Raw genomic sequence first — 22996 nt, 5'->3', positions numbered from 1 at the left:
GGAATATCTAGCCTGAAAAGTGCCCTAGGTGTTACCGCCTAAGCGAACAACATCGTTTGGTGTGTACGAACGAATAGAAAGCGCTGGCCGAGATGCCGGCGCTTTGCTTTATTGGTACAGGGTAAATACAGCTTCGTGGCTATATTCTGACTTTTCCGGTTCGGATTTAACCAGCACCCAAAGGTGTCATTATGCGCCTCTTTCTTAGTGTCGGGTTTTTGCTATCAAGTAGCTCTGCTTCCGCGACTGATTCGCGTGCTAGCGCCAATACGCAAACCGAGCTAAGCCAGTGCACGGCGCAGGCCTATCAAGCGGCGGATAACGAGCTCAACGCGGTTTACCAAACGCTGGTGAGTCGTCTTGAGGACAATTTAGTCTCGCTAGAGAAACTCAGAGTGGCACAGCGGGCGTGGATCGGCTTTCGTGATGCTGAGTGCGCGTTTGAAAGTAGTGCTGTAGAAGGCGGTAGCGCCCAGGCGTGTTCGCGAGCTTCCAAATGCCTTGTTCGATGGCCATAGTTATTCGCTACCCTACAGGTGTTGAAAAGTGTTGTATTTCGAAACGTGAGGGCCTAGTATTTATCTCAACACGACCCCGGCCTCTTGGTTGCTTGCAACCTACGCTGGGGTTTTTATTTTGCCTACCACCACTCTCTCCAATCCTGCGTTATCCCCATACCGTTCAGATCCAACTTCTTTGATGAATTTTGCTCTGGAAATTGGTTGAGGTGCTCAGCCAGTCGGTTGTGCCATTGGGTATTGGGACATATGGCTTTCACCAGCATCCGCGTAATTGCTAGAAGCAGAAAGGGTTTGAAACGGGTGTCCTCGTTACCAATGAATGAGTCACACCACGGGATCTCTCCACGCTTCGGTAGCTTGGGTTTGGATGTGATATTCCGGTTCCACAACCGGCTGTGATGCGCCACCAGATTTCGAAGGTAACTCAAGCTAAATATCCAGCTTTTGAATACTTGCCAGTCATTTACTCCATAACGATTGGCAATAGCCAATTGGTCTTTCACATTCAGCATGCTGAACAGCTGGGAGATGGCGCCAAAATCCAGTACCTCTACCGCGACCCATATCGGCAACTCATCACCGTGGTTGTCGTGGTAATGTCGTACAAAATCTTCTTTTGAGCGAGCCACCAATCCTCTGTACTTGACCAGCCAAGCATCAAAGCAGGATTGCTGGCTGCCTTTGCGAAAGGGCCGGTTGGCAAAGCCTGGGTGAAAATGAGCTTTGGTATTCTCCACGTGTGCGAAGGAGCTGCGCTTGCCCAGCAAGTAGGATAAGTCCACCCGCAGAGAAATTTCTATTCGCTCCAAGGCATCTGCCAGGTACAAGCGTAATTGCTTGTCGAAAAGATAAAGGCGCACCGCATCCACGAACTGAGTGTCTGGATGGAGAGCATCCATCGCCTTCGTTGAGATCTTGCCGGTTTTACTATTCTGTACCAGCTCAAACTGACGGAAGGGGTACCAGTAAGCACTCAGCCGGTAGTAGCCCATCCGTGCTAGGCAATCCAGCGCAGCGGCTTCGTCAGTGACCACCATGCCCCGGGACTTGAGCAGTTCCAGTTGCTCGCGAAAAGACTGCCACGGCCTATTGTAAGCCATTAGTTCTGAACTCCTTTCACGACAGCTGCTGCTAGTTGGCAGCGGGTGTCGCTAGCTTGTTTCAGGCGTTGCTATAAGTAGTCGCTGACCCGCCCGGCGGTAAGATTTCCTTTTGCCGAAACTGGGTTTGGATATCTCACTCAATTTGCACCAGCGCAGGGTAATGAACTTGGTGAAAATGTCGCGCTCACTGAAGGCCTTCTTATCCATAGCAGAGCCTGCTCATCAGGGGTTGGGCGTTGAAAGCTCAAGCTTACGATACTCAGCCGACTTAAGCATCCTGTGCTAGGCTAAAATTGGTATGCTAATGTGAGATCGATGGCATTGACGGGTAACGACCCAAAGCGGACATTCCGGGAAATGCAGCAGGAGCGCGAATTTTGGCTATACTGCCAAATTTAAATTAATAGCTAGAAGAATCATGGGCTTGGGACAATCTGGCAGGCTGCATTTGCCGGAAAAAAGTGCCAGCTCGTTTATCCAATCGTAGGATGGGCAGTCTAATACCTGTTATTCAGTCAAGGAGTAGTTCATGCCAGCAACGGCTTTGAGCCATTTTCAACAAGATATCCAAAGGGCGAAAGAGCTAAAGCTTCATGCCGACAGTCTTGGAAATTCTGTATTAAGAGACGACGTTTATCGTTCCTCTTGGATGATGGCTGTAGGAGCACTTGATGCGTATTTTTGTGATGCCTTTGCGGATGTTTTGTCCAAGATCCTTAACGCGAAAAATAAGGATGATAGCGTAAAGCTAACAGATAAAATAAAGTCGCTAAAATTGCCTATTAGCTCACTTCTTCAGTTTGGAAGTTCAAATACAAGCTGGAAGTGGAGGAACGCGGCTCGCGAACTCATTGAAAAAGATAATGTCCTTTCTCTGAAAAAAGTAAAAGATCTTTTTAATCACATCATGGATGATCATAATAAAATTCTAAGCAAAGATATGATGGAGAATTGGCTTCTAAATAAATCAGCAAAACATCGGCTTATGGGAATATCCGCAACTGAATATCGGCGACTGTCCCAAGGAGATAAAAATAAAAAAAAGAAAGCGATGCAAGATAAGCTGGGAAGTCGCTATGAAAAGATTATCCAGAGAAGGCATGATTGTATTCATAACTGTGATAGGCCAAAGGTTTCCCCACAGCCAATCTCAGATATTGAGCTTGAAAAGGTATTAGAGGATGTTGAATTTTTAGTGCTATCTTTGAATCAGCATATAGATCGTAATTTAAGACGGCACCTCATAAGTATGGGATGCTCTAGGACTTTGGTTCGCCGTGTAAATGCATAAACAATGCAGGCAAGGAACGCTCCTGACGTCGCATCCTTGCTGCTGGCGTTATACGCTCAACTTAATCTACTAGCATTTCCACAGAACTGGAAAAGGAAATCATGCAACACATAAAAAAACTAAAGCTCATTAACTATAAAAGATTTAAAGAATTTGAAGTCGAATTTGATTCAAAGATTAATACTATCATTGGAGATAATGAAGCCGGCAAAAGCTCAATATTACAAGCAATCGAACTGCTTTCCAGTGGAAGCAGGCATAAAGTTGAGACTACAGGTATTGAGTCCATTCTTAATAAGGGCTCGATAATTGAATTCTTAGCGGGTGATAAGACGTTTGAAAACTTGCCTGAAGTTCATGTCGAAGCTTATTTGAGTGATGATACAAATCCCGATCTTTTTGGAAAGCACAATTCGAAAAATATCAATGCTAGCGGCCTGCATATGATTTGCCTTCCTAATGAAGAGTTAGTCAATGAAATCAATCAGGTTTTAGCGTTGGATAACGGAAATTTCCCGTTTGAATTTTATATTGTTAAATTCATTACTTTTAATGGTGAGGCATATTCCGGTTACCGTCGATTTCTTAAGTGTTTAACAATAGATAGCTCAAAAATTAATAGCGAGTATGCAAACAACGAATACATAAGAACAGTTTATGATTCCACTGTAGGGCATGCAAATAGAGTAAGTCTGAGCAACGAATATCGGTTACAAAAGATACAATTCAAAGAAAATAAACTAAAAGATATCAATGCTGGATTAGAAAGTTACGAGCTGGCCATACGCTCAGGGTCAAAATACAATCTGGAAGCTGATATCACTCTGACTCAAGATGATATTCCGATAGATGCTAGAGGACAAGGGCAGCAGTGCTTCATAAAAACTGATTTTGCTCTAAATCGTAACGCTGAAAATAATACGTTAGATACCCTGCTTTTAGAGGAACCTGAAAATCATCTGAGCCACAGCAATATGAAAAGGCTTATTTCAAAAATATCAGAGTCCCATCAAAATCAAATAATTATCGCGACTCACAGTAGTTTAATAAGTACTCGATTAGATTTAAGAAAGTCAATGCTTCTAAATAGCAACAGTGATAAGCCGCTTAAGCTAAATGAACTATCAACTTCAACTTCAAAATTTTTCATGAAAGCACCAGACAATAATATTCTAGAGTTTGTGCTATCAAGAAAAGTTATTCTTGTTGAAGGTGATGCGGAGTATATGTTGATTGACGCACTATACAAAAGGTCAACCGGAAGGACTCTAGAAGAAGATGAAGTGCATGTCATTTCTGTGGGTGGGACCAGCTTTAAACGCTACATGGAACTGGCAAAAACTCTTAACATTAGAGCGGCGGTAATTCGTGATAATGATGGAAATTACCAAGGAACATGTGTAGATAACTATGCTGACCATACGGCAGACAATCTTAAAGTTTTCTCCGACACTGATGATAATAATTATACCTTTGAGGTCTGTCTTTATCGCAAGAATAAAGCAATGTGCGACGCATTATTTTCTGGGGGAAATATACAAAAAGAGCCTCTCGATTTCATGCTAAGTAATAAGGCAGAAAGTTCACTAAGGCTTGTGGAAAATCATTCAGAAGATTTAGATACTCCGGAATATATTCAGCAGGCGATACAATGGATAAACGAGTAGTATTTGCCGTTGCAGGTTCAGGGAAAACGTCGAGCATCATTGGTTCGCTTAATGATGATAGCCGGTGTTTAATAATTACTTATACTGAAAACAATACCCGACACCTAAAGAATAGAGTAATTGATAAATTTGGCGAGATACCAGTCGGGATTCGAATATATAGCTACTTTACATTTTTATACTCATTTTGCTTCAGACCCATATGCGGATATGAGCTGAAAACTAAGGGGATTAACTTCAATTTCCCTTTACCTCAGTACGCTCAACGCTCAAAAAAGGATACGAGAGAGCATTATATTGATAAGAGTGGACGGCTGTACTCAAATCGTATAGCTAAACTACTAATTGAATTTGATGTTATTCCTGACTTAATACAAAGAATTGAAAAGTTCTATGACTCAGTGTTTATTGACGAAGTGCAAGATTTCGCCGCAAACGATTTCAACCTAATCTGCGCCTTAGCAAAAGCAAATGTAGACATTCGATTGGTAGGCGATTTTTATCAGCATACTTTCGACACCAGTCGTGATGGAAATACTCAGAAATCATTGCATGAATGTTTTGATAAATACTGCAATAAACTAGAAAAAGCAGGCTTTGATATAGATTTAACATCGCTATCAAACAGTTATCGCTGCAGTCCTAGTGTTTGTGCTTTTGTATCTGAAAATATCGGGATTAAGATTTTATCTCATCGAGAAGATGAGGTCGTGGTAGGATATGTTAATAATGTTGGTGAGATTGATTCAATTTTCAATAACGACTCAGTTGTTAAGCTTTTTTATCAAAAAAGTGATAGTTATGCAGGAAACACTGCTAACTGGGGAAATATAAAAGGATTAGATCACTTCCAAGATGTATGTGTAGTGCTAAACCCGACAACCCTAAAAGCTTTTGATAACGCTGATCTAGACCAGCTTAATCCAACTACAAAGAACAAGCTTTATGTGGCGTGCACCAGAGCAAAAGGAAATTTGTATTTTGTTTCTGAAAAATCATTAAAGAAGTATCAAGTGTTGTGATTGAGCCATGCTTACGAAAGCGTATAACAAGTCACTGCACGCGGAAATTTTACTCGCTTCGCTCCCAAAATTCCGGTGAGTGAAGCGTTATGCCCTCAACCGGCCACGTCATTTTATCAAATTAATATGGAAAATATATGGATAAACGCTATCAAGTTTTTATAAGTTCTACTTATGTTGATCTTCAGGAAGAAAGGCAAAGTGTTTTACAAACGTTAATGGAAATGGACTGTATTCCTGCTGGTATGGAGCTGTTTCCGGCTGCAGATGAGGAGCAATGGGAATTTATCAAAAGAATAATCGACGATTGTGACTATTATTTGCTCATCATTGGTGGTCGATATGGTTCAACAGCTGATGATGGGCTTAGCTATACTGAAAAAGAGTTTGATTACGCTGTTAGCAAAGGTATCAAAATAATTGCCTTATTGCATAAATCTCCAGACGAACTGCCCCGATCAAAAACTGAAATTGAAGATGAAATTTATCAAAAACTCCAGAGCTTTAGGGAAAAGGTTAGTGATGGTCGATTGGTCAGATTTTGGGACAATGCTGCTCAGTTGCCAGGAGAAGTATCGCTTAGTCTAAATAAAACGATGAGATTATTCCCTGCTGTTGGTTGGATTAGAGCAGACTCAGCAGCATCTCCAGAGTTACTCCTTGAAATTAATGATCTACGAAAACGTAACGATGAACTGAAATTGCAACTCCAAGAGAGTCAGGTTTCTCAGCCAGTGATTCCAAGAGAGGAGTTAGCTGACTGGGATAGTGTAATCGATATACATGGAACATATAGCTTATATGCGAGGTCTATGGGACAACAAACTCAATATTGTAAATGGCATAATTCAGTGTCCTGGAGCGAAATTTTTGGTGCAATATCACCTTTTATAGCTGACAAAGCTTTTGACAGTGATGTAAATAATTTTACTGCACGGCAATTTAGTAAGACAGATAGTAATAATTTCCAAATGACATCATTAGCCGTAGATGATCAAGATTTATATACAATTAGAATTCAATTCTTAGCTTTACGGTTAATTAACATTGATAATGAACATCCGCAAGCTCAGTGGCTTCTCACAGATTTAGGTATGCAAACAATGCTGAAACATAGAGTCGTCAGCAAGGAAGCATAACATATTGCTTAAGATGGATTCCTAAAAGTGTGCCATATCCGTTTCGCTCAAGTATGGCACACGTTCGCTCACCTCTTAGCAAGGTGTCTCATAAGCATCGTCTTAAAGACCGCTTCTGGCCGATTTCAGCCGTTGAAAAAGTACAGCAGCTGAGCTTCGCACACGTCATCGAAAACGACATTGGTCATAAGCACTGAGGCCAATAGGCCGGTAGAAGGGGGGCAACGAACTGGCTAGTCCTGCGTAAATGAAGAGACCAATAAAAACGTTGACTCAAATGTTGACATAGCTATGCCTAAACAGGCCTTTTTGAGCCCACAGGCACAAAAAAAGCACCCGTAGGTGCTTGATTTTTATAGTAAGGTGGTGGAGGCGGCGGGAATTGAACCCGCGTCCGCCAGCACGCGCCTATTGGCTCTACATGCTTAGATTCCGTCATTTGATTTAGCGGAACTGACTCCGACGGTCAGGATTCAGTCCCGCGAGTCTTCTAAAGTTTAACGACTGGTGAGAAGACACCACCAATCGCGATCCTATCAGCTTTAGCTCGTATCCCCTCAGTGATGAATAGGCACATCACCTTGGGGCCAGACAAGAAGCTAACAGTGTTTAAGCTGCTAGCGCGCCTTGAGCATAGTTTTCGTCATTTGCGACTATTTTTCGTGATGTGGGATTTACGAGATACATCACGCTCTCGGCATGCACCGCAAGGGTTGTTACCGGCGTCGAAACCATGTCGCCCCCTTATTACAAGTACGTATTCTAACGTGCTCACAACTGATTGACCAGTTATGCCTTGTTATGTTCCCGCATAATTCGACCTTTTTGGCGGCTCCAGTCGCGATCTTTTTCTGTTGCGCGCTTGTCATGCTGCTGTTTGCCGGTCACTAGCGCCAGTTCGCACTTCACTTTATTGCGTTTCCAGTAAAGCTTGAGGGGCACGCAGGTGTGACCTTTGTCCTGGGTAATCGAAAAGATTCTGGCGATCTCTTTACGATGCAGCAGCAATTTGCGAGTGCGCGTCGGGTCAGCAATCTCATGGGTGCTCGCCGTGTTCAGCGGCATGATATGGCTGCCCAGCAGAAACGCTTCGCCGTTGCGTACTAGAATATAGGTATCGGTGAGCTGCGCTTTGCCGGCGCGCAAGCTTTTCACTTCCCAGCCAGCGAGTGATAACCCAGCCTCGAAGGTTTCGTCAATGTGGTACTCGAACCGCGCCTTTTTATTCTGGGCGATAACGCTGCTGCCGGGACCCTTACTTTTACCTTTCTTTGTGGCCATGGAACCTCATCATTAATCTGTCAGTGGCATCCCCTTCGTTATTTGGGGAGGCGTGATACCATTTAAGGTCTAAAAATTGTTTCCCATGATACGCTTTGGGCACTGTGAAGTCAGCGGAGAGGTCAATGCCAACCGTCAATCGTTCCGCCTTAGTGCGGCACACCCCCCAGAAAATGTTCGATTTGGTCAACGACTTCGAACGCTACCCGGAATTCCTGCCCGGCTGCCGTCATGCGCGTTTGCTCGAACATGACGAAGCCCATCTCATTGGTGAAATGACCTTGGGGCGCGCCGGGGTCGAGCAAACCATTACCACTCGCAATGACCTTTTCGCACCCGAGCGCATTGAAATGTCGCTAGTCAAAGGACCCTTCAAGCGACTCAAAGGACGCTGGCTGTTTATCCCCATGGGAGAGGGGTCTTGCAAAGTCAGTTTGGAAATGGAATTTGAATTTGCCAATCGCCTGCTTGGCATGGCCTTCGGAAAGCTCTTTCAGCAAATAGCCGGGCAGTTAGTCGATGCCTTCACGAAGCGCGCCAACGAGCTGTATGGCCGCTGAAAGGCTCGCTGTCGAGGTTGCCTACGCACTCCCGCACAAACAGCGCATAGTGGCGCTGAGGGTGCCTGAGGGCACTACTGCGCGCCAAGCCGTGGCGTCGGCCGATTTACCTGCGCTGTTTCCCGAACTGCCCAGTGACACGTTTACACAGGCGCCGCTGGGTGTCTTCGGGAAAGCGCTACGCAACCCCGAGGCACATGCATTACGTGATGGCGATCGAGTCGAGGTATACCGACCGCTGGCCGTCGACCCTAAGGTCGCTCGCTTAGCACGTGCAAAGCGTCAAGCAAGCGACCAGGAGCGCTAAAAGCGATTCTAAAACCGCTTACGGTTGCGAAACGGGCTGCTCACTTGGCGGTATAGGCGTCTGTGTGCTTTCTTCAGGCAGCGCATCGAGGGGATCAATTCCTTCAGCTGCTGGCCCTATGCTGCTCTCGCCATCGAGCAAAAGCGGTGCGGAAAAATCGCCTTCTTGTTCGATGTTCGCCAAGCGCCCTTGGGGGTCGAAAGTAAGCGTGACGCGCCGCTGCTCCACATCGCCATACGCCTGGTCGAGACGGAACACATAGTCCCACTGGCTGGCGTCAAAGGGCGCTTCCAACAATGGCTTACCCATCACATAGGTGACCTGTTCCTGGCTCATGCCAGGTTCAAGCTGGCTGACCATTTCTTGAGTGACAAGGTTGCCTTGAGGAATGTCGCGCTTGTACACGCCAACGTAACTACAGCCGCTAACAACGGTAAGGGCAACGGAGAGCGTGATGATTTGAGTCAATTTTTGCATTTGGGCCTATTCTTCACTATCGTGGTTTCGGTTGATCATACCCGACCTAACCAGTTACTGCGAAGAGCGACCATGGCCGATCAGAACCATGAATTACGCAAAGCCGGTCTAAAAGTGACCCTGCCGCGCGTCAAGATACTTCAGATTCTCGAAAATGTTTCGGGCCAGCACCACTTAAGCGCGGAAGAAGTGTATAAAACACTGATTGACGCGGGCGAAGATGTTGGCCTGGCGACTGTTTACCGCGTGCTGACTCAATTCGAGTCGGCTGGCTTGGTCATACGTCATAATTTTGACGGTGGCCATGCGGTATTTGAGATGACCCAAGAGGATCACCATGACCACATGGTGTGCCTTGAAAGCGGTGAAATCATTGAGTTTGTCGATGAAATCATTGAACGACGTCAGCAAGAAATCGCTGAAGAGCATGGCTACGAATTAGTCGATCATGCTTTGGTGCTTTACGTCCGTCCACGTGGGTCTGAGATAACCCGCCAAGACAGCGGGCCTACGAATAAGAAGTAAATTCGTGGGTCGCAACAGAGAGCGCTCCTGCCCTGCCTAGTCAATTTCATTACCGGTGAAATTGGCTAAGTAGGCAGGAGCGTTTTTGTTGTTTCTAGGCATGACTTTTGGTTTTTACGTATAGCGATGGGGAGGCGCTGAGAGGCGCTCTCCCATTAGTGCGGTGGGCGCTGGCTAGCGTGCAGCATCTCACGGGCGTGGGCGAGCGTTTGGTCAGAAAGCGTTACACCGCCCAGCATGCGAGCAAGCTCGCTGATGCGGCCTTGCTCGTTGAGCAGTGCCATTTGCGTCAGCGTGGTATCGCGTTTCGCCTGTTTCTCGATATGTAAGTGCTGGTGCGCCTGTGCGGCCACCTGGGGCAGGTGGGTCACGGTCATGACCTGGCCGTTTTCGCCCAGCTTGCGCAGCAGCTGCCCGACTATTTCGGCGGTGGCGCCTGAGATACCTACGTCCACTTCGTCAAACACCAGGCTGGGCACCGTCGAGTGCGTCGCCGCGACAACTTGAATCGCTAGGCTGATCCGCGACAGTTCGCCGCCGGAAGCGACTTTGGTCAGCGGGCGCGCGGGTTGCCCGGGGTTGGCGCTAATCAAAAACTGCACGCGATCAAGCCCTTCCGCAGAAGGCGCGTCTTTCGCGCTAACCTCCACTTCAAAGCGTGCTTTGCCCATGGCTAAATAGCCCAGCTGCTGCTGTACCTCTTTGCCCAGGCGTAGCGCGGCTTTTTGGCGCTTATCGCTGAGTTTCTTAGCGTCTTGGCGGTAGCGCTCGCGGTACTCGACCACTTGGGCACTGAGTGCTTCAAGGTCATTGCCCCCCTCTTCGAGCTGTGCGACTTCCCGCTGTAAATTGGCATGCAGAGCGCAGAGTTCTTCGGGGGCAACATGATGCTTGCGGGCAATCCGATGCACATCGGTCATGCGCTCTTCCACCCAGGCCAGCCGCTCAGGGTCTAATTCGGTAGTGCTGGCGAGGCGGTTAAGCTCGCTGGAAGCCTCTTCGACTTGGATGCGCGCATCACCCAACATGGCCAGTGTGTTCGCCAGGGTGCCTTTGTCACTACCTGGCAGGGCGCTTAGGTGGGTGAAAGCCTGGTTGAGTAACGAAAGCGCACCGCCCTCATCGCCAGCGCAGCAGTCGGCGGCAAACTGAGTTTCGCGTAGCGTCTCTTCGGCATGGGCAAGCGTGTGCTGCTCTTCTTCCAGGGTGGCCAGTTCGCCTTCTGCCAAGCCGAGCTGGTCGAGTTCTTCAACCTGGTAGCGCAATAGCTGGCGCTTGGCGTCTACTTCGCTGCCTTCTTCGCTCAGCTTCTTCAATTGACGGCGCGCCTTGCGCCACTGGCGAAATGTCTCGGCTAATTGCATCGCGCTATCGCCAAGCCCGGCGTAATCGTCAAGCAGCGCCAGATGGGTCTCTTCGCGCATCAAGGCGTGATGGGCATGTTGCCCATGAACCTGAATCAGCTGCTCGCCGAGGGACTTGAGATCCGAAATAGTCGCCGGGTGGCCGTTAATCCACGCCTTGGAGCGGCCGTTAGCAGTGACGACACGGCGCAGCAAGCACTCCTCAGCAGGGAGCTCGCGAGCCGCTAACCATTCGACGGCGGCCGGCAGGTGCTGGATATCGAAACGTGCGGAGAGATCCGTGCGTTCGCGGCCGTGGCGCACGCTGCCAGCCTCGGCGCGTTCGCCCAGGCAGAGCCCAAGGGCGCCCAGCAGGATGGATTTTCCCGCCCCGGTTTCCCCGGTAATCGCGGTCATGCCACCGGTTAAGTCGAGTTCTAAGTGATCGACGATGGCGAAATCTTGAATAGCGAGCTGAGTGAGCATGGCGCCTCCTGAGGCGGTATGGCACAGAAGCTGGATACTTATCCAATAGTTGTTGTTTTATACAGTAGTTAATAACTCACTTCAATGCACCCTCTTGAGATGACATTTATGGCCCCCATATAGCGTGGATAGTTAGCTAAAGCCTTACTTTTTGCGCCTAGCCCGGTGTGGCAGCGCCTTACTTTTTAGGAGCACAACATGGCCAAAGAACCGCAAACCCCGTTGGATGACGAGCTGGCCCGCCAAGAGCAAGAAGCCGATGGCGCCGAGCAGGCGGCAGAGCAAGCCGCTGAAGAGCGCTTGGCAGAAGGTGAGCTGGAAGGCTTGATCAATGACGAAGAGCCGCTAGAAGGCAGCGTTGATAACCCCGAAGCGGAAGTGCTGGCCGAAAAGGTCGAAGAGTTGGAGCAAAGCTTGGCTGAAGCCAAAGATCAGGCGTTGCGCGCCGCCGCTGAAGCGCAAAACGTGCGCCGTCGTGCCGAACAAGACGCCGAAAAAGCGCGCAAGTTTGCGTTAGAAAAGTTTGTTAAAGAGCTGTTGCCCGTGGTGGATAGTTTGGAAAAAGCGCTTGAGACCATGCAGGAGGGCGCCTCCGAGGTCCATCGTGAAGGTGTCTCCATGACCTTGAAGATGCAGCTGGATGTCCTCAATAAGTTTGGGGTTGAAAGCATTGAGCCCCATGGCGAGCCGTTCGACCCTCAGGTGCATGAAGCCATGACCATGGTGCCCAACCCTGACCTCGAACCGAACACTGTCATGGAAGTGATGCAGAAAGGTTACTTGCTCAATGGACGCTTGGTGCGCCCGGCCATGGTGGTGGTGAGCCAGAAAGCCAGTTAAGCCAATGGCAACACAAGGTGTGAAAAAAAGCCTTGAAAAGCCAGCAGCGGCCCCCAAATAAGGGGTAACCCTGCGGGATATCCCGCAAAAAAGCTTTAAAAGCTAAATTTTCAGTTTTGTAACAACCGAATTCGAGGTATTTGCAATGGGACGTATTATTGGTATCGATTTGGGCACCACTAACTCTTGTGTGGCCGTGCTCGATGGAGACAGCGCTAAGGTGATTGAAAACGCCGAAGGCGGCCGTACCACGCCGTCCATCATCGCTTACACCGATGATGGTGAAACGCTGGTGGGTCAGGCGGCCAAGCGCCAAGCGGTGACCAATCCCGAAAACACGCTTTACGCCATCAAGCGTCTAATCGGCCGTCGTTTTAAAGACGACGTTGTCCAGAAAGACATTAAAATGGTGCCGTACAAGATCAGCGAAGCCGACAACGGCGATGCCTGGGTCGAAGTAAAAGGCAAGAAAATGGCGCCGCCGCAGGTGAGTGCGGAAGTGCTGAAGAAAATGAAGAAGACCGCCGAAGACTACCTCGGTGAAGAAGTGACCGACGCCGTGATTACCGTGCCGGCCTACTTCAACGACAGCCAGCGTCAGGCGACAAAAGATGCGGGTCGCATCGCGGGGCTTGAAGTTAAGCGCATTATCAATGAGCCGACCGCTGCCGCACTGGCCTACGGTATGGATAAAACCCGCGGCGACAAAACCATTGCGGTTTACGACCTGGGTGGCGGTACCTTCGATATCTCGATTATCGAAATTGCCGATGTTGACGGCGAAACCCAGTTTGAAGTGTTGGCCACTAACGGCGACACCTTCCTGGGCGGTGAAGATTTCGATCTGGCGCTGATCAACTACCTGGTTGACCAGTTCAAGTCTGACAGCGGTATTGACCTGTCGGGCGACAATCTGGCGATGCAGCGTCTTAAAGAAGCCGCTGAGAAAGCCAAGATTGAGCTGTCTAGCGCCCAGCAGACCGATGTGAATCTGCCGTATATCACTGCCGATAACACTGGCCCGAAACACCTGAACGTGAAGGTGACCCGTGCCAAGTTGGAATCGCTGGTTGAAGACCTGATTCAACGCTCGCTTGAGCCGTGCAAAATGGCGCTGAAAGACGCTGGCCTGTCCGCGTCTGAAATCGACGATGTGATCTTGGTCGGTGGTCAGACACGCATGCCGATGGTGCAGAAGAATGCCGCGGACTTCTTCGGCAAAGAAGCGCGCAAAGACGTTAACCCGGACGAAGCAGTCGCCGTGGGTGCTGCGATTCAGGGCGGCGTGCTCGGCGGCGACGTTAAAGACGTACTGCTGCTCGACGTTACCCCGCTCACCCTGGGCATTGAAACCCTGGGTGGCGTGATGACGCCGCTGATCGAAAAGAACACCACCATCCCGACCAAGAAGACACAAACCTTCTCAACCGCGGATGACAACCAAACGGCAGTGACTATTCACGCCGTACAGGGTGAGCGTAAGCAGGTATCGCAGAACAAGTCGTTGGGTCGTTTTGATCTCGCCGACATTCCGCCTGCACCGCGCGGCGTGCCGCAGATCGAAGTCGCCTTTGACCTGGATGCCAACGGTATCCTGAACGTCTCGGCGAAAGACAAGGCCACTGGCAAAGAGCAGTCGATTGTCATTAAGGCGTCTAGCGGTCTTTCCGAGGAAGAGGTTGAGCAGATGGTGCGCGACGCCGAAACTCACGCCGAAGAGGACAAAAAGTTCGAAGCGCTGGTTCAGCTGCGCAACCAAGCCGATGGCATGATTCACGCCACGCGCAAAACGGTTGAAGAAGCGGGCGACAAAGCCACTGACGATGAAAAGCAGGCGATCGAAACGGCCATCACCGAGCTGGAAGAAGCAGTGAAGAGTGACGATGCCGACGATATCCAGAAGAAACTGGATGCGCTAACCGAAGCCTCAGGTCAGCTAGCTCAGAAAATGTACGCCGAGCAGGCGGAAGCAGCGCAGCAAGAGGGCGGTGAAGGTGCTGAAGGCACAAGCTCCAAGCCGGAAGATGACGTGGTTGACGCCGAGTACGAAGAAGTCAACGACGATCAGAAAAAGCAGTAATTAACCTCTTTCTGCCAAGGAAAGTGGTGACGCGGGAGCTAACTCCCGCGTTGCTGTTTCCGCGTCCGAGACGCCTAAAGTTGAATGCATAGCTAACCAGGAGGCGTAGGACCTATGTCCAAACGCGATTATTACGAAGTCCTGGGTGTCGAAAAAGGGGCCGATCAGAAAGAGATCAAAAAGGCCTATCGCCGTCTGGCGCAAAAATTCCACCCTGACCGAAACCCGGACGATAAAACCTCAGCGGAAAAATTCCGCGAAGTGTCTGAAGCCTACGAAGTGCTGAGCGACGGCGAAAAGCGTGCTGCCTATGACCAGTTTGGCCATGCAGGCGTTGATGGCCAAGGTGGCGGCGGCGCTGGCGGTGGTGGTTTCGGTGGCGCTGGTGCCGGTGATTTCAGCGATATTTTCGGCGATGTGTTTGGCGATATTTTTGGCGGAGGCGGTGGCCGCCGTCGTGGGCCTAATGCCCCGGCGCGTGGCTCCGATCTGCGCTACAACCTAGAGCTGGATTTAGAGAACGCCGTTTCAGGCACCACGGTGGATATTCGCGTGCCGCGGCATATCGAGTGTGACCGTTGCGATGGCGATGGCGCCGAGCCTGGCACCACAAAAGAAGTCTGCCCCACGTGCCACGGCCACGGCCAAGTACGCATGCAGCAAGGCTTTTTTGCGGTGCAGCAGGCCTGTCCCACTTGCCACGGTACCGGTGTGCAAATCAAGGTGCCGTGCCACAAGTGCAACGGCGATGGGCGTGTACGTGAAACGCGGACGCTTTCCGTTAAGATTCCGCCCGGTGTGGACACCGGTGACCGTATCCGCCTGAACGCCGAAGGTGAAAGCGGCGTTAACGGTGGCCCGCCCGGTGATCTTTACGTACAGGTGGCGATTAAGCCGCACCACATCTTTGAGCGCGACGGTCGGCACCTGCAGTGTGAAGTGCCGATCAACTTTGTCGATGCCGCGCTAGGTGGCGAGCTTGAAGTGCCGACACTTGATGGCCGTGTGAAGCTGAAAATTCCGCCGGAAACGCAAACCGGCAGGCTGTTCCGTCTGCGCGGCAAAGGCGTGAAGCCAGTGCGCGGCGGTATGCCGGGTGACCTGCTATGTAAAGTGGTCGTGGAAACACCGGTGAAGCTTAACGACGAGCAGCGCGACTTGCTGCGCCAGCTGCAAAAGAGCTTCGACGACAGTAATAGCCATAGTCACTCGCCGAAGAAAACCGGCTTCTTCGATAGCGTGAAGAGCTTCTTTGAAGATATAAAGCCGTAACATAGCGCTTTAAAGGATGCTGCCAGTGGTATTCTATTACCTGTAGGTTGATAATAACCCCTTGCTCTGTAAGGGGTTATTTTTTTATAAGGGAATAAGACGCAATGGTGGGTGGCGACGAACGGCCTGGCTTAGGTATTTGGTTACGCGTGCTGTCAGGCGCTCTGTTTACGGGCATGCTGGTGTGCATTAAAGCCGTGAGTGACGAAGTGCCAGTGGGGCAGTCGGTGTTTTTCCGCTCGCTGTTTGCACTGCTGCCTATCGTGATTTTTCTGGTGCTGCGGCGGGAGTTTCCTCAGGGGTTGGCCACGCGCCGTCCGCTGGGCCATGCGCTGCGTTCTGGGTTGGGGGCGGCGGCGATGTTTGCCTCCTTTGCCGCGGTGGCGCTATTGCCCGTGGCCGAGGCGACCCTGCTTGCCCAGCTGACGCCGGTTTTTATGGCGCTGGGGGGCGTGCTGCTACTGGGGGAGCGCTTCTCGCTTTATCGCGCGGGCGGCGTCGTGCTGGCGCTTGCCGGGGTGGCGGTGCTGATTTTGCCGGGGCTTAATGCCAGTTCAAACAGTGGCCAATTGACCGGATACGCGTTAGGGGCGCTGAGTGCGCTGTTAACCGCCGGGGCGCTACTCACCGTCAGGCGTATTTCGCGAACGGAAACGGCGGCTTCAATCGCCTTTTACTTTATTTTGGTGGCAGCGCTGGCCGGGCTGGCAACGCTTCCGCTGGGTTGGGCGGCGCTTACCCAAGGGGAGTTTGCGCTGTTGGTGCTATCGGGCCTGTTTGGCGGCGCTGCGCATATTGCGATGACGCTTGCCCTGCGCTACGCGGAGGCGTCGCGTTTGGCGCCTTTCGAATATATTGCCCTGGTATGGCCCGTGCTAGCTGATTGGGTGCTGTTTGGCATTCCGGTGTCCAGCGGCTTTTTGCTAGCGCTACCGCTGATGTTAAGCGGGGTAGCACTAGCGGCCATGGAAGGGCGACGGCTTAAAGGGCTGCTTCGACGATAAGCTGCGGCTGACCTTTCGAGCAGGGCTCAATGCGCGCGGCAACTTGATAGACCTGACGTAATAGCGCCGGAGTAATCACCTCGGCGGTGGGGCCGCAGGCGATCAAGTGGCCGTTTTCAAGCAGCATGGCCGCGTCGGCGAAACGCAGCGCATGGCCCAAATCGTGGAGAGCCACCAAAATCAGCATCTGGCGCTCGTCGGCCAACCGGCGCAGCACCGTCAACAGGCTAATTTGGCGGTTAAGATCGAGTGCCGAGGTGGGCTCGTCCAGCATTAAAATCTCGGGCTCTTGCACCAGGGCTTGGGCAGCGCTGACCAACTGGCGCTGCCCACCGCTAAGGTCGCCGAGATCACGCTCGCCAAGGCTACTGATATTGAGCTCCGCCAGGGCTTTGTCGACCTGGGTGAGATCCTCTGACTGTACTTTTAGCCCACGCCCCTGCATACGCGCCAAAAGCACCGACTCATAAACCGAGAGTACCGCTCTAGCGCCGGTATCCTGGGGCATATAGGCGATCGGTCGCTCGGCAGTCGTGCCGTTGATAATGACGTCGCCCTCGCCTTTTAACAGCCCTAAAATGCGCCGAAAAAGGGTTGATTTGCCTGCTGCGTTAGGGCCAAGCAACGCCACTATCTCGCCGCCCGAGAAGCCGGGCGTGGTGATTTCGTCTAGAATTTGCCGCCGCCCATAGCGGGCAGACACGGCGTTTAACTGTAGGGTTACCATGCGGCCTTCTTGTGGTTAAGCACCAGAAATAAGAAGAAAGGAATACCCACCAGCGAGGTGATAATGCCGATGGGTATAATCGTGCCGGGGATAATGATTTTTGAGATGACCGAGCCGACGGAGAGAATCAGCGCGCCGCACAGGGCCGAGCCGGGCAGGAAGAAGCGCTGATCCTCGCCAAGTAGAATACGCGCAATATGCGGGCCCACCAGGCCAATAAACCCAATGGTGCCCACGAACGCCACCGCGATGGCGGCCAGCAGCGAGACCAGTACCAACACTTCTAAACGCAGCGCGCGGGGGTTGACGCCCATACTCTCGGCTTTGGCATCGCCTAAACGCATGGCGGTCAGCGCCCAGCCATGCCGGGCCAGTAGCGGCATTGATAGCGCGAGAATGCTAAGCGCGATCCAGAATTTGGGCCAAGTGGCTTTGGTTAAGCTACCCATGGTCCAGAAGACCACGGCGGATACCGCCTCCTGGCTGGCAAAGAACTGAATCAGCGCCAGCAGTGAGTTGAAGATGAACACCATGGCGATGCCGAGCAGCACAATGGTCTCCACCGTCACGCCGCGCTTAAGGCTCAAGGCATGAATCAAGAACGCAGTGAACATGGCCATCACAAAGGCATTAATGGGCACCACAAACTCAATGGCCGCTGGGACGAGTGCCACGCCAAAGGCAAGCCCTAATGCCGCACCAAAACTGGCCCCGGCGGAAATTCCCAGCGTAAACGGGCTGGCCAGCGGGTTGCTCAGTATGGTTTGCATTTGTGCCCCGGCCACCGAGAGGCTGGCCCCCACCACCAGTGCCATCAGTGCCACCGGCATGCGGATCTCCCACAGCACAACACGCATCTGTAAGCTGACATCCTGAGGGTGGAGTAGCGCCGCTATTACTTCGCCCAGGCTATAGCGCGCCGGGCCGAGTGCCAGGTCGACACACAGGCTAAAGAGCAGGGCGATCGCCAGGGCCAGCAAAATCATCTGGCGGCGAAACACCTGAGTGCGATAGAAGGCACGACCCTGAGAATCGCCTTTCGTCGCAACGCTCTTAGTCGTCATGGAGGGAGATCCAGTAGCCGGGCGCATAATCCACAGGCAAGAAACGCTCGTGCAGTTCTTCCATGGTGGCTTCCGGGTCCAGGTCTTCAAAGAGCTCGGGGTGCAGCCACTTAGCTAGCTGCTGGATAGCGACGAAAAAGTAGGGGCTGTTGTAGAACTGGTGCCAGATAGCGTGCACGTTGCCGGTCTCCACCGCTTCGATGCCGGTCATTGCGGTGCGTTCGGTGAGCGCTTCAAGCTTAGCGCGAGCGCGCTGCATATCTGCACCAGGGCCCACGCCGACCCAGTTGCCGCCGGGCACATAGGCATCCCAGTTGCCGCCGGTAACAACCACATGGTCAGGGTTGGCAGCAATAATCTGTTCAGGGTTCAGGTTGCCGAAGCTGTTGGGAATAATGCCTTCAGCGATATTGATGCCGCCCGCTAAGGTTACGTATTCGCCAAAGTTGGCAGGGCCAAAGCTCATGCAGCACTCGTCGGTGTAACCGCCTGCGCGGTCGATAAACACGCTCGGGCGCTCGGGGTCTTGGTCGGCAATGACATCGGTTACCCGTGCCAACTGCGCCTCGGCGAACTCGATAAACGCTTCGGCTCTCTCTTCATCGTCCATGATCTGGCCGATAATGCGCATAGAGGGAATGGTGTTCTCAAGCGGATCTTCACGGAAATCCACATAGACGATGGGAATGCCAAGCTGTGCCAGTTTATCGTCGTAGGCAGCGTCTTCGGTGGCGGCTTTCGCTTCAAGGTTCATCAGCACAACGTCGGGGTTAAGCGAGGCGGCCTGCTCAACATCGAAAGTGCCGTCTTTAAAGCCGCCGAAGGTGGGGATTGTTTCCATTTCTGGGAAGCGTTCGGCGTAGCGGGCATAGTTATCGGGATCTGCCTGCGAAAAGTCTTCACGCCAGCCGACCACATGGGCAAATGGGTCTTGCGGCTCGAGCAGCCCCAACAGGTAGATTTGACGGCCCTCACCCAAAATAACCCGCTCGGCGGGGGCATCCAGGGTGACTTCACGGCCGGCGATATCGGTGATGGTGATAGCGTCCGCCATGGCTGCGGCGCAGCTGCTAAACATAACGATAGTGCCAAGCAGGCATTTTACACGCAGAGAGTTGAGCATTTTGAGACCCATAGTCGATATTGGTTAAACGTCTGGAGGGCGCCGATAGTGCACCGCAACCGTTTGATAGCATCTTAATGCGATTGCTATTGTAACTGATTACCGTTTGGCGGAATAGCCGTATGACGCTGCAGTTCCGTTCGCCGATAGAGGTGCTCCCGGGCGTTTTGGTCACGATCAGCGGCCGAGCGCTCAGCCGTTATTTGCTTAAATAGGGGTACGTTAATTAAGCTATTGTGGTTAGTAGGTACTTACATAATGGAGAAGCCTGATGCCTTTATCCCGCGCTGAAATTGCCACCCCCGCGGCTGAGAGTTTGATCAACCGTCTAAGCAAGCATTGGGCGCATAAGCTGGAAGTTGAGCAAGCAAACCAGCAAACCAAAATTAACTTTGCGACGGGCGCTTGTTTAATGAGCGCTGCGCCCAATATGTTGGTGGTTGCCATCGAGGCCCTTGAAGAGGCGCATTTAGATGAGCTCGAAGGCGTGATTGAGCGCCACTTGATTCGCATGGCGGGTGATGAGGAGCTGGTGATTGTATGGGAGAACTGAGCAACTCTTGGCTAGGTTAGCCTTTGTCGAGCCTAACAGACTATAAAATGGGTATTATCGATAATCTGCGATTGCCCTGAGGCGATAAAAGGCGGGCGCCGGTGCGTCTGCTATAATCGCGGCAGATTTTGATCTCGCTATTTTTGGCGCGGAAATGAAACGCAGAGCACAGGAGTTCGCATGACCCGAATTGCGATTGTTGGGGTGGCTGGTCGTATGGGCCGCACGTTAGTCAATGCCGTCGAGCAAGCGGCTGAGGCGACGCTGGCCGGTGGGATCGTGGAGCCAGGCAGTTCACTGGCCGGTGCGGATATCGGTGAGCTTGCCGGGGTGGGTAAGCGTGGCGTCGTTGCGGTCGATTCACTCGAAGCGATTGTTGACGACTTTGATGTGTTGATTGATTTTACCGCCCCGAAGGTCACCCTGGCGAATCTGGCCTTCTGTGCGCAGCACGGTAAGCGCATGGTGATTGGCACTACCGGGATGAGCGACGACGAGCTTAATCAGCTTGATAGCTACCGCGATAAGGTGGCCATGGTGTTTGCGCCTAACATGAGCGTTGGGGTTAATTTGACCCTGAAGCTGCTCCAAACCGCCGCTCAGGCGCTGGGTGATGAAGGCTACGATATTGAAGTCATTGAGTCTCATCATCGTCACAAGGTTGATGCACCTTCCGGCACCGCAATTAAAATGGGCGAAGTGATTGCCGATAGCCTGGGACGCAACCTGAAAGAGCACGGCGTGTTTGAGCGTGTTGGTCAGTGCGGCCCACGCACTGACAAAGAGATCGGCTTTGCCACCGTGCGGGCGGGGGATATCGTCGGTGAGCACACGGTGATGTTTGCCACCGAAGGCGAGCGCATCGAAATCACCCATAAAGCCTCCAGCCGGATGACCTTTGCCAAAGGCGCCGTGCGCGCTGCCCGCTGGGTCGCGGGTCAAGAGAGCGGCCGTTACGATATGCAGGATGTGCTGGGTCTGGAGTAAGCGCATTGCCAATGCTAGAACAGCCCCATCATAAAGGGGTAGTCTTAGGTCCAGAATTCCTGTAACATTTCAAAAATTTTGGCCGGGTGGCATTTAAAAAGGCGCGCTTGTTGCGTTGGTCAGCCCAAAGCCTGCCCCCTGAGTTTGCTGTTATTAAGTTAATACGCTAAACGGCTCTGACGGGCATCAAACAACAAGCGGGATGAAACCGATTCTTTTTATCGGCTTCGTCCCGCTTTTTTACGGCCCTGGTTTTTATCACAACTGCTTTATGAGTGATGGTTCTACGCGCCGTGAACGATAAAGAAATTGCTGAGCCTGCGCCCCACAGGCTCCCACCAGCATGGGAGGATCTTGTTTTGAATAACCCCGCATTGAGCAAACCCGCGATATTGGCCCTGGAAGATGGCAGCGTGTTCCACGGCACCGCGATTGGCGCGGACGGACTTACAAGCGGCGAAGTGGTGTTCAATACGGCCATGACCGGCTATCAAGAAATCCTCACTGACCCCTCCTATACCCGCCAAATCGTTACCCTCACCTACCCCCATATTGGCAATACCGGCGTTAACAGCGAAGACGTTGAATCCGCCTCAATTGCCGCGGCGGGCTTGGTGATTCGTGATTTGCCACTCATGGCCAGCAGCTTCCGTTCTGAACAGTCGTTGTCGGACTACCTGAAAAGCCAAAACGTACTGGGCATTGCCGATATCGACACCCGCCGCCTGACGCGTATTTTACGCGACAAAGGTGCCCAGAAGGGCGCGATTCTGGCCGGTGCTGACGCTGAGGGCGACGATGCGGTGACGCGCGCGCTGGAAGCCGCCAAGGCATTCCCCGGCCTGAAGGGCATGGATTTGGCCAAGGAAGTATCGTGCAAAGAAGCCTACGAGTGGTCGCAAGGTGAGTGGACGCTGGGTGAAGGCTATGCGGATGCCGCTGGCCCTGATGGAAAGGCTGAGCGCCCTTATCATGTGGTGGCGTACGACTACGGGGTTAAATTCAACATCCTGCGCCTGCTGGCCGCTCGCGGCTGTCGCTTGACCGTGGTGCCCGCGCAAACGAGCGCTGCTGACGTGTTGGCGATGAACCCGGATGGCGTTTTTTTAGCCAACGGCCCGGGCGACCCGGCGCCTTGCGATTACGCCATCAAAGCGATCCAGGACGTGCTGGAAACCGATACCCCTGTCTTTGGTATCTGCCTGGGCCACCAGCTGCTGGCGCTGGCGGCAGGGGCGAAGACGGTCAAAATGAGCCACGGCCACCATGGCGCTAATCATCCAGTGCAGGATGTTGATAGCGGCACGGTAATGATCACCAGCCAAAACCACGGCTTTGCCGCCGATGAAGCGACGCTGCCTGCCAACGTGCGCGCCACGCACCGTTCGCTGTTCGACGGCACCTTGCAAGGCATTGAGCTCACCGACCGACCGGCATTCAGCTTTCAAGGCCACCCGGAAGCAAGCCCAGGGCCGCGTGATGTGGCGCCGCTGTTTGATCGCTTTATCGCGATGATGCAGGCGCGCCGCTAAGTACGACACTTAAGCCCGGTGCTTAAGCCCGGCACTTAAGCCCAGCCCTGTGGTATCGCCGCCTTTTGTTGCTCATCGTCACCATTTTTTGC

Annotated in this window: 22 protein-coding genes and 1 other RNA gene; 15 read left to right on the top strand and 8 right to left on the bottom strand. The window is 51.9% G+C overall.

The window, feature by feature from the left end; genetic code table 11:
* The first annotated feature begins 191 nt into the window (after positions 1 to 191).
* Positions 192 to 518, top strand: a complete 327-nt coding sequence (locus HVA01_RS07190; RefSeq protein ID WP_146874372.1) for a lysozyme inhibitor LprI family protein — start codon at positions 192 to 194, stop codon at positions 516 to 518.
* 122 nt (positions 519 to 640) lie between these two features.
* On the opposite strand, the gene HVA01_RS07185 is transcribed toward HVA01_RS07190, so the two are convergent.
* Entirely contained in the window at positions 641 to 1621 is a 981-nt protein-coding gene (locus HVA01_RS07185) for an Abi family protein (protein WP_218031540.1), read from the bottom strand.
* A 532-nt stretch (positions 1622 to 2153) separates the two neighbouring features.
* On the opposite strand from HVA01_RS07185, the gene HVA01_RS07180 reads away from it, so the two are divergent.
* The 4 genes from HVA01_RS07180 to HVA01_RS07165 all read left to right on the top strand — a co-directional run bounded on the left by HVA01_RS07180 (position 2154) and on the right by HVA01_RS07165 (position 6743).
* The gene (locus HVA01_RS07180) at positions 2154 to 2915 is read left to right on the top strand and encodes a HEPN domain-containing protein (protein WP_146874370.1); all 762 of its coding nucleotides are present in this window, start codon (positions 2154 to 2156) and stop codon (positions 2913 to 2915) included.
* A 101-nt stretch (positions 2916 to 3016) separates the two neighbouring features.
* On the top strand, positions 3017 to 4582 hold the full coding sequence (locus HVA01_RS07175) for an ATP-dependent nuclease (RefSeq protein ID WP_146874368.1): 1566 nt from the start codon (positions 3017 to 3019) through the stop codon (positions 4580 to 4582).
* Positions 4567 to 5604 (top strand): DEAD/DEAH box helicase family protein, encoded by a 1038-nt coding sequence (locus tag HVA01_RS07170; protein WP_146874366.1) that lies wholly within the window; start codon positions 4567 to 4569, stop codon positions 5602 to 5604. Before HVA01_RS07175 ends, HVA01_RS07170 begins: the two co-directional genes overlap by 16 nt.
* A 137-nt stretch (positions 5605 to 5741) precedes the next feature.
* Complete coding sequence (locus HVA01_RS07165) at positions 5742 to 6743, top strand: DUF4062 domain-containing protein (protein WP_146874364.1); 1002 nt, start codon at positions 5742 to 5744, stop codon at positions 6741 to 6743.
* 364 nt (positions 6744 to 7107) lie between these two features.
* Here the strand turns inward: HVA01_RS07165 and ssrA are convergent.
* Positions 7108 to 7487, bottom strand: a transfer-messenger RNA (tmRNA) gene (gene ssrA, locus HVA01_RS07160).
* Positions 7488 to 7532: 45 nt separating this feature from the next.
* Positions 7533 to 8024 (bottom strand): SsrA-binding protein SmpB, encoded by a 492-nt coding sequence (gene smpB / locus HVA01_RS07155; protein ID WP_146874362.1) that lies wholly within the window; start codon positions 8022 to 8024, stop codon positions 7533 to 7535.
* Positions 8025 to 8149: 125 nt separating this feature from the next.
* Here smpB and HVA01_RS07150 point away from each other — a divergent pair, with 125 nt between their 5' ends.
* Together HVA01_RS07150 and HVA01_RS07145 are read left to right on the top strand one after the other, a co-directional pair.
* Positions 8150 to 8584, top strand: a complete 435-nt coding sequence (locus tag HVA01_RS07150; protein WP_146874360.1) for a type II toxin-antitoxin system RatA family toxin — start codon at positions 8150 to 8152, stop codon at positions 8582 to 8584.
* Positions 8574 to 8891 carry an RnfH family protein gene (locus HVA01_RS07145; protein WP_146874358.1) on the top strand — a complete coding sequence of 106 codons (318 nt, stop codon included), beginning with the start codon at positions 8574 to 8576 and terminating at the stop codon, positions 8889 to 8891. Before HVA01_RS07150 ends, HVA01_RS07145 begins: the two co-directional genes overlap by 11 nt.
* An 18-nt stretch (positions 8892 to 8909) precedes the next feature.
* On the opposite strand, the gene HVA01_RS07140 is transcribed toward HVA01_RS07145, so the two are convergent.
* A complete protein-coding gene (locus tag HVA01_RS07140; RefSeq protein WP_146874356.1) occupies positions 8910 to 9368 on the bottom strand; it encodes an outer membrane protein assembly factor BamE in 459 nt (152 codons plus the stop codon).
* Positions 9369 to 9440: 72 nt separating this feature from the next.
* Between HVA01_RS07140 and fur the strand changes: the two genes are divergently transcribed.
* Positions 9441 to 9893, top strand: coding sequence for a ferric iron uptake transcriptional regulator (gene fur / locus HVA01_RS07135; protein WP_146874353.1), 453 nt, complete (start codon positions 9441 to 9443; stop codon positions 9891 to 9893).
* A gap of 155 nt (positions 9894 to 10048) precedes the next feature.
* Here fur and recN read toward each other — a convergent pair whose 3' ends face one another.
* The gene (gene recN / locus HVA01_RS07130) at positions 10049 to 11722 is read right to left on the bottom strand and encodes a DNA repair protein RecN (protein WP_146874351.1); all 1674 of its coding nucleotides are present in this window, start codon (positions 11720 to 11722) and stop codon (positions 10049 to 10051) included.
* A 198-nt stretch (positions 11723 to 11920) separates the two neighbouring features.
* Here recN and grpE point away from each other — a divergent pair, with 198 nt between their 5' ends.
* The 4 genes from grpE (at position 11921) to HVA01_RS07110 (ending at position 16918) form a co-directional block, all read left to right on the top strand.
* The gene (grpE, locus tag HVA01_RS07125) at positions 11921 to 12562 is read left to right on the top strand and encodes a nucleotide exchange factor GrpE (protein WP_146874348.1); all 642 of its coding nucleotides are present in this window, start codon (positions 11921 to 11923) and stop codon (positions 12560 to 12562) included.
* 145 nt (positions 12563 to 12707) lie between these two features.
* Entirely contained in the window at positions 12708 to 14642 is a 1935-nt protein-coding gene (dnaK, locus tag HVA01_RS07120) for a molecular chaperone DnaK (protein ID WP_146874346.1), read from the top strand.
* A 114-nt stretch (positions 14643 to 14756) separates the two neighbouring features.
* Positions 14757 to 15914 (top strand): molecular chaperone DnaJ, encoded by a 1158-nt coding sequence (gene dnaJ / locus HVA01_RS07115; RefSeq protein WP_146874344.1) that lies wholly within the window; start codon positions 14757 to 14759, stop codon positions 15912 to 15914.
* 104 nt (positions 15915 to 16018) lie between these two features.
* Positions 16019 to 16918: a DMT family transporter gene (locus HVA01_RS07110; RefSeq protein WP_146874342.1), complete on the top strand. Its 900-nt coding sequence runs from the start codon at positions 16019 to 16021 to the stop codon at positions 16916 to 16918.
* Here HVA01_RS07110 and HVA01_RS07105 read toward each other — a convergent pair.
* Genes HVA01_RS07105 through HVA01_RS07095 form a run of 3 tightly spaced genes read right to left on the bottom strand, consistent with a single transcriptional unit; the run spans position 16896 to position 19832 of the window.
* The gene (locus HVA01_RS07105; RefSeq protein WP_146874340.1) at positions 16896 to 17645 is read right to left on the bottom strand and encodes an ABC transporter ATP-binding protein; all 750 of its coding nucleotides are present in this window, start codon (positions 17643 to 17645) and stop codon (positions 16896 to 16898) included. The genes HVA01_RS07110 and HVA01_RS07105 overlap by 23 nt on opposite strands.
* Complete coding sequence (locus tag HVA01_RS07100) at positions 17639 to 18709, bottom strand: FecCD family ABC transporter permease (protein WP_146874338.1); 1071 nt, start codon at positions 18707 to 18709, stop codon at positions 17639 to 17641. Before HVA01_RS07100 ends, HVA01_RS07105 begins: the two co-directional genes overlap by 7 nt.
* Positions 18699 to 19832, bottom strand: coding sequence for an ABC transporter substrate-binding protein (locus HVA01_RS07095; RefSeq protein ID WP_218031539.1), 1134 nt, complete (start codon positions 19830 to 19832; stop codon positions 18699 to 18701). The genes HVA01_RS07100 and HVA01_RS07095 overlap by 11 nt, the downstream gene beginning before the upstream one ends.
* A 271-nt stretch (positions 19833 to 20103) precedes the next feature.
* Here HVA01_RS07095 and HVA01_RS07090 point away from each other — a divergent pair, with 271 nt between their 5' ends.
* The 3 genes from HVA01_RS07090 to carA all read left to right on the top strand — a co-directional run bounded on the left by HVA01_RS07090 (position 20104) and on the right by carA (position 22904).
* Positions 20104 to 20385, top strand: a complete 282-nt coding sequence (locus tag HVA01_RS07090) for a DUF2218 domain-containing protein (RefSeq protein WP_146874334.1) — start codon at positions 20104 to 20106, stop codon at positions 20383 to 20385.
* 180 nt (positions 20386 to 20565) lie between these two features.
* A complete protein-coding gene (gene dapB / locus HVA01_RS07085) occupies positions 20566 to 21372 on the top strand; it encodes a 4-hydroxy-tetrahydrodipicolinate reductase (RefSeq protein ID WP_146874332.1) in 807 nt (268 codons plus the stop codon).
* A 374-nt stretch (positions 21373 to 21746) separates the two neighbouring features.
* A complete protein-coding gene (gene carA, locus HVA01_RS07080) occupies positions 21747 to 22904 on the top strand; it encodes a glutamine-hydrolyzing carbamoyl-phosphate synthase small subunit (protein WP_174787770.1) in 1158 nt (385 codons plus the stop codon).
* The last annotated feature ends 92 nt before the right edge of the window (positions 22905 to 22996 follow it).

The organism is Halovibrio variabilis (genome assembly GCF_007991175.1).
In the GTDB taxonomy this organism is placed as follows: domain Bacteria; phylum Pseudomonadota; class Gammaproteobacteria; order Pseudomonadales; family Halomonadaceae; genus Vreelandella; species Vreelandella variabilis.
The sequence above is the reverse complement of the archived record's forward strand: the minus strand, read 5'-3'. Positions and strand labels throughout refer to the sequence as shown.

Coding starts and splice junctions, on each gene's coding strand:
- HVA01_RS07190 (WP_146874372.1), top strand. CDS start 192: ATGCGCCTCTTTCTTAGTGTCGGGTTTTTGCTATCAAGTAGCTCTGCT.
- HVA01_RS07185 (WP_218031540.1), bottom strand. CDS start 1,621: ATGGCTTACAATAGGCCGTGGCAGTCTTTTCGCGAGCAACTGGAACTG.
- HVA01_RS07180 (WP_146874370.1), top strand. CDS start 2,154: ATGCCAGCAACGGCTTTGAGCCATTTTCAACAAGATATCCAAAGGGCG.
- HVA01_RS07175 (WP_146874368.1), top strand. CDS start 3,017: ATGCAACACATAAAAAAACTAAAGCTCATTAACTATAAAAGATTTAAA.
- HVA01_RS07170 (WP_146874366.1), top strand. CDS start 4,567: ATGGATAAACGAGTAGTATTTGCCGTTGCAGGTTCAGGGAAAACGTCG.
- HVA01_RS07165 (WP_146874364.1), top strand. CDS start 5,742: ATGGATAAACGCTATCAAGTTTTTATAAGTTCTACTTATGTTGATCTT.
- smpB (WP_146874362.1), bottom strand. CDS start 8,024: ATGGCCACAAAGAAAGGTAAAAGTAAGGGTCCCGGCAGCAGCGTTATC.
- HVA01_RS07150 (WP_146874360.1), top strand. CDS start 8,150: ATGCCAACCGTCAATCGTTCCGCCTTAGTGCGGCACACCCCCCAGAAA.
- HVA01_RS07145 (WP_146874358.1), top strand. CDS start 8,574: ATGGCCGCTGAAAGGCTCGCTGTCGAGGTTGCCTACGCACTCCCGCAC.
- HVA01_RS07140 (WP_146874356.1), bottom strand. CDS start 9,368: ATGCAAAAATTGACTCAAATCATCACGCTCTCCGTTGCCCTTACCGTT.
- fur (WP_146874353.1), top strand. CDS start 9,441: ATGGCCGATCAGAACCATGAATTACGCAAAGCCGGTCTAAAAGTGACC.
- recN (WP_146874351.1), bottom strand. CDS start 11,722: ATGCTCACTCAGCTCGCTATTCAAGATTTCGCCATCGTCGATCACTTA.
- grpE (WP_146874348.1), top strand. CDS start 11,921: ATGGCCAAAGAACCGCAAACCCCGTTGGATGACGAGCTGGCCCGCCAA.
- dnaK (WP_146874346.1), top strand. CDS start 12,708: ATGGGACGTATTATTGGTATCGATTTGGGCACCACTAACTCTTGTGTG.
- dnaJ (WP_146874344.1), top strand. CDS start 14,757: ATGTCCAAACGCGATTATTACGAAGTCCTGGGTGTCGAAAAAGGGGCC.
- HVA01_RS07110 (WP_146874342.1), top strand. CDS start 16,019: ATGGTGGGTGGCGACGAACGGCCTGGCTTAGGTATTTGGTTACGCGTG.
- HVA01_RS07105 (WP_146874340.1), bottom strand. CDS start 17,645: ATGGTAACCCTACAGTTAAACGCCGTGTCTGCCCGCTATGGGCGGCGG.
- HVA01_RS07100 (WP_146874338.1), bottom strand. CDS start 18,709: ATGACGACTAAGAGCGTTGCGACGAAAGGCGATTCTCAGGGTCGTGCC.
- HVA01_RS07095 (WP_218031539.1), bottom strand. CDS start 19,832: ATGCTCAACTCTCTGCGTGTAAAATGCCTGCTTGGCACTATCGTTATG.
- HVA01_RS07090 (WP_146874334.1), top strand. CDS start 20,104: ATGCCTTTATCCCGCGCTGAAATTGCCACCCCCGCGGCTGAGAGTTTG.
- dapB (WP_146874332.1), top strand. CDS start 20,566: ATGACCCGAATTGCGATTGTTGGGGTGGCTGGTCGTATGGGCCGCACG.